Here is a 3550-nt window from a genome sequence, read left to right on the forward strand (position 1 = left end):
CGGCAGGCCGATCGCGCTCGGCAGCGAAAGAGACCGGCGCGACGAACGCGGGGACGGCGAGCACGGCGACGACAACAGCCGCGAGCGGCGCGAGACGGACGCGCCAGGACAGCGGAACGACAGACATGGAGACTCCTTCGAGCAGACGCTCGGCACGTTGCAGCAGCGGTGAACGCGGCGCGGCCATCGCGACCGCGAGCGCAGGAAACGAAGTATCGAGACGGCGCTCCAGGCAATGCGCGAGGCACGCGGCGAGCGCGCGCGCATCGCCGGTCGCCCGCGCCGCCGCGGCGTCGCATTGCCACTCGGCGAGCGCATCGAGCCGCGCGAGCGCGAGCGATGCGAGCGGCAGCGGAAACAGCAGGCCGCGCCACAACGCGAGCACCACGCGCCACTGCGGATCGCGGCGCGCGATATGCGCAAACTCGTGCGCGAGCAGCGCTCGGCGCTGCGTCCGCGGCAGGCGGAGCGCCCACTCGGGCACGACGACGACACCTTGCGGCGTCGCGAGCGGACTCGCGAGTGCCGCGCAGCAACGCACGGTCGGCACTCGCACGAGCCCGAAATACGCGGCGAGCCCGCTGCAGTCGTCACGCCAGTCCTGCGCATCGACGAGCGCCGTGCCGCGCAGCCATCGCGCCAGCGAGACGGCGCCGCGCGCGACACGCAGCCATGCAAAGAGTGCCGCCAGCACCCAGAGCGCGAGCAATACGGGCAACGCCGCTCGCACGGCAGTCGTCAGGTCTACGGGCATCGAACTCGAACTCCCGGTCTCCCCAATCGGCGGCAGCGAGCGCACCGGCGCGGCAGCGGCCATCTCCGTCGGCGCATCCGGCGCAACGGAAACCGACGAAACGGTCGGTCCGGAAGTCGCGCGCGCCTCGGCCCGCACGGCATCGACCCGCGCCGGCGGCACGTCGCGCGCCGTCGTCGCGGGATCGATCGCAGTGGGCTGTACGAGCGTGACGCGGTACAGCGGCAGCGACGCCGGTACGAGCGAGAGCTGCAGCGCAGCACTCGCGAGACTGCCGAGCACGGCGCTGCGCCAGAGATATTCGCGCGCCGTCACGCTGCGCACGCGGAAGCGTTCGGCGATCCAGGCCAGCGCGAGAAAAGCGCCGGCATGCGTCAGCAGCGTCAGTCCGACGATGGCCGCGTACTCAGTCATGGTCGCGCTCCCCGCGGGCGAGCCGCTTGCGCAGTTTGTCGAGATCGCCCGGCGCGATCTCCGCCTCATCCACGAGATGCGACACGAGTGCGCGCGCGTCGCCGCCGAACAGGCTGCCGAGCAACTCCGACACCATCGAACGGCGCACATCCGACTCGCTGACGCTGGCCGTGTAATAGACCTGCCGCGCATCGCGGCGCAGCGACACGACGCCGCGCTTTTCCAGCCGCGTCAGCATCGTCGCGACCGTCGTGTGCTTGATGCCGCGCTCGCGCGCGAGCACCTCGGCCACGTCGGCCGTGCTGCACTCGCCGCGTGCCCAGAGCACGCGCATCAACGCGATCTGCAGATCGCTGAGCACCACATCGTCGTCGGGTCTGGCCGTCATCGCATCCAGCTCTACAGGTGTCGTACTACAGTTGTAGTAGAACGAGCCGCAACGGGCAACGGGCCGGAAGTCACGGGCGCATCGCCGGCCGCTCCCATCTGGCCGCGCCGGCGCGTCAGCATCGTCCAGACGATCGGTCGTCTCATTGACAGAAAATTCCGCACCCGACCGATCGCGCTGCGTCGTCATGCGACGCGATTCGTACGCCTCGAAAAACGCGCTTGACTCCGCTCACCCTCCCCGCTTTAATACGCGGCCTTCCCGCTGCGGCCTCTCTGGCCGCACGCAGCAACACCTCAGGCCGGGTAGCTCAGTTGGTAGAGCAGGGGATTGAAAATCCCCGTGTCGGCGGTTCGATTCCGTCCCCGGCCACCATTTAAATCAAGCACTTCCCTTTCGAATGAGAAGGTCGAGCCTATGTCATGGCTCCCTTCTGGCTCCCCTTTTTCGCTCGAAAAACCTGCTGAGCGAGTGGTAGCCTGTGCCGATGGCAGCCCTGTCCACAGATCCACTTTTTTCTGCGATCGCGGGTTTCCCGCAGCAGCCTCTGTTGCTGACGGAAAAGGACGTCGCCGCACTGCTCCAATGCTCGGTGCGCCTTCTCCAGCAGTGGCGCGCCGACGGGGTGTCACCGCCAACGTGGATGGCACTGGGTCCGAAGCTGATTCGCTACCCCGCTGATGCACTGGTGGCCTGGGTTAGGAGTGGCGTGGGAACGACGAAGACGCCTCGCGCCCTCGCCGCCAAGACCATCGCCCCCGTGGGGGATGGCCTGTTCGCCCCCCGACTGGGCCGCAGCAGGCTTCGATGAGCCGGCATTTCGCGGTGGCCGCAAACCGAAAGTCCGGCACGCCTCGTTTATGACCTTTCTCAGTTCGGCCTTGCCGGATGAGGAGTGGTTGTTCGTTGTGCAGGCCACGACGGGGCGGCCCATTGAGTTCGTAGCATCGCTGCAACACGAGCGCAGCGACGACGACGACGTGCAATGGCTGCGACTGGATGAATACCTGGCCGCCCTGAAGCGGGCGGCGGAGTGGGCGGCGAGCCAAGTCATCGCCGAGGAACTAGAGCAGGTGTTGCCAAGGAGCCTCGCACAGGGGAAGGAACCGCTCTGATTTACGAGGGACGCTAGTTCAGCCTTTCCGACCCTTCCTGGATTGATGGCCATCTCGACGAGAAACCAATCCCTCGAGCAACGAAGTTCGGCAGCGCCTCGTTCTGAGGACAGCGGCGTTTCGCGTGCGCAATGAGCCCGTCCACAACAAATAGCCAATGTTCGTCGGTCATGCCTCGGCTGGCCGCCCTGGCTGCCAAGGCAAACATTGCGTGCTCGACCTGCTCTGCTGTCGGGGCGCATTCGGCGGCGCCGTCAAGCCAGTTCACGAATGCGGCAGGAGCTTCCAGATAAGTGTGCATAGGCGTCGTTCTCGCCGAGAAGTAGCTGAAGGAGCCAGACATGGCGGGTAGAAACCAACACTACATCCCGCGCTTGCTCATGCGCGGATTCATAGTCCCGGGCATCGACGGAGAAAAGGTTTTTTGCTACGAGAAAGACCGCTCGCCTGACAAACCGCAGAGCATCAAGCGCATCGCAAGTGACGACGACTTCTATAGCGAGCCGCCCGACAATGCCCTTGATGATTCCATCACGGCAGCAGAAACGCGGGACTTTGGTCCGGTGATCCACCGCGCCCGAACGGGGCAACCTTTCAAGGACGGTGACGAGCTAAATCTACGCCGGTTCGTCGTCCACATGATCCTGCGCACCGATAGCGCACGATCGATAGCCGGCGGCGTAACGACATCGGCCATCCAAGGGGCGCAAGCTGCTTTTTCCGAACCCGATTTGTTTAGGTAAGGTCTGAACAAGCCCCCTCAATTGTGCTGAGATAACACAACACTACCTGCAGGCCTGCACGATGGACCAGATGAGCTTCGGAGACGGCGAGTACGCGAGCAAGCGCAAGCGTACACGGCGGGAAACGTTCCTGGCG

At 65.5% G+C, this 3550-nt stretch carries 6 protein-coding genes and 1 tRNA gene; 4 read left to right on the forward strand and 3 right to left on the reverse strand.

The features are described 5' to 3' along the window. Both VLF18_RS16535 and VLF18_RS16540 read right to left on the reverse strand, forming a co-directional pair. A partial coding sequence (locus VLF18_RS16535; protein WP_325280731.1) for a M56 family metallopeptidase occupies nt 1–1168 on the reverse strand: 1168 nt, incomplete at its 3' end. Next, nucleotides 1161–1745: a BlaI/MecI/CopY family transcriptional regulator gene (locus VLF18_RS16540; protein WP_325280732.1), complete on the reverse strand. Its 585-nt coding sequence runs from the start codon at nt 1743–1745 to the stop codon at nt 1161–1163. The genes VLF18_RS16535 and VLF18_RS16540, both read right to left, overlap by 8 nt. A 110-nt stretch (nt 1746–1855) precedes the next feature. Here VLF18_RS16540 and VLF18_RS16545 point away from each other — a divergent pair. From VLF18_RS16545 to VLF18_RS16550, 3 genes are all read left to right on the forward strand, one after another. Continuing rightward, nucleotides 1856–1931: transfer RNA gene (locus VLF18_RS16545), tRNA-Phe, on the forward strand. Between the two features lie 112 nt (nt 1932–2043). Further along, on the forward strand, nt 2044–2367 hold the full coding sequence (locus VLF18_RS23175) for a helix-turn-helix transcriptional regulator (RefSeq protein WP_414717237.1): 324 nt from the start codon (nt 2044–2046) through the stop codon (nt 2365–2367). Continuing rightward, nucleotides 2324–2671: a hypothetical protein gene (locus tag VLF18_RS16550; RefSeq protein ID WP_325280733.1), complete on the forward strand. Its 348-nt coding sequence runs from the start codon at nt 2324–2326 to the stop codon at nt 2669–2671. The genes VLF18_RS23175 and VLF18_RS16550 overlap by 44 nt, the downstream gene beginning before the upstream one ends. Before the next feature lie 13 nt (nt 2672–2684). On the opposite strand, the gene VLF18_RS16555 is transcribed toward VLF18_RS16550, so the two are convergent. Continuing rightward, on the reverse strand, nt 2685–2972 hold the full coding sequence (locus VLF18_RS16555; RefSeq protein ID WP_325280734.1) for a hypothetical protein: 288 nt from the start codon (nt 2970–2972) through the stop codon (nt 2685–2687). A 40-nt stretch (nt 2973–3012) separates the two neighbouring features. On the opposite strand from VLF18_RS16555, the gene VLF18_RS16560 reads away from it, so the two are divergent. Beyond that, nucleotides 3013–3414, forward strand: a complete 402-nt coding sequence (locus VLF18_RS16560; RefSeq protein ID WP_325280735.1) for a DUF4238 domain-containing protein — start codon at nt 3013–3015, stop codon at nt 3412–3414. The last annotated feature ends 136 nt before the right edge of the window (nt 3415–3550 follow it).

Source organism: Tahibacter sp. (assembly GCF_035481375.1).
GTDB lineage: Bacteria > Pseudomonadota > Gammaproteobacteria > Xanthomonadales > Rhodanobacteraceae > Tahibacter.